The 573-nt window shown below is 71.2% G+C and carries 1 pseudogene; it reads right to left on the minus strand.

Annotation, left to right across the window (positions count from 1 at the left end):
• Positions 1 to 203: pseudogene (locus IF43_RS0135605) on the minus strand (lytic transglycosylase domain-containing protein); the annotation flags it as partial.
• Between the last annotated feature and the right edge of the window lie 370 nt (positions 204 to 573).

Genomic DNA, 573 nt, shown 5'->3' on the forward strand with positions numbered 1-573 from the left:
CTCTCGTGCTCCACGATCTTGCTGAAGGCCGCGAACTGCGCCGGGTCCTTGATCATCTGCTGCGCGATCGCCTTCGCACTCGACGGCGCCGCGGCATGCGCCGGCACCGTGGCGAGCAGGGAACCAGCGGCGGCAAGACCCACCACGGCGCCCGCGAGGGACTTCTTCGAAACGGCGATGCGACGGATGACGGAGACGGACACAGAAAACCTTCCGAAGACAACAAGGACGGTCACAGCCACACCCGGCAGGCATGCGTGAGCCACTCACACGAGGGAGAGGGGATCGTCGGCGGGGCGGGGACGCACCCCGGCCGCCCTGCGACACCACCAGTTAGCCAGGCCCCCCACCCCCACGCAACGACCCCACCTACTAACCCCGACCGGAGCCACCCCACCCCGGCCCCGCCCCGGCCGGGGTGGAAGAACCCCAGGTGGCGGCGGGCGTGCGGGACGCACGCACCCGGCGCGGCAGGTCTACTACCGCCCCTCGGATGTGACCTGCGCCCTGTGGGCCGCCTCACCGCCCCCACCCCCCGAACCCACCCTCCGTAACCGGACGAACCCCCTCAGG

This window comes from Streptomyces sp. NRRL S-87 (assembly GCF_000719335.1).
Classification (GTDB): domain Bacteria; phylum Actinomycetota; class Actinomycetes; order Streptomycetales; family Streptomycetaceae; genus Streptomyces.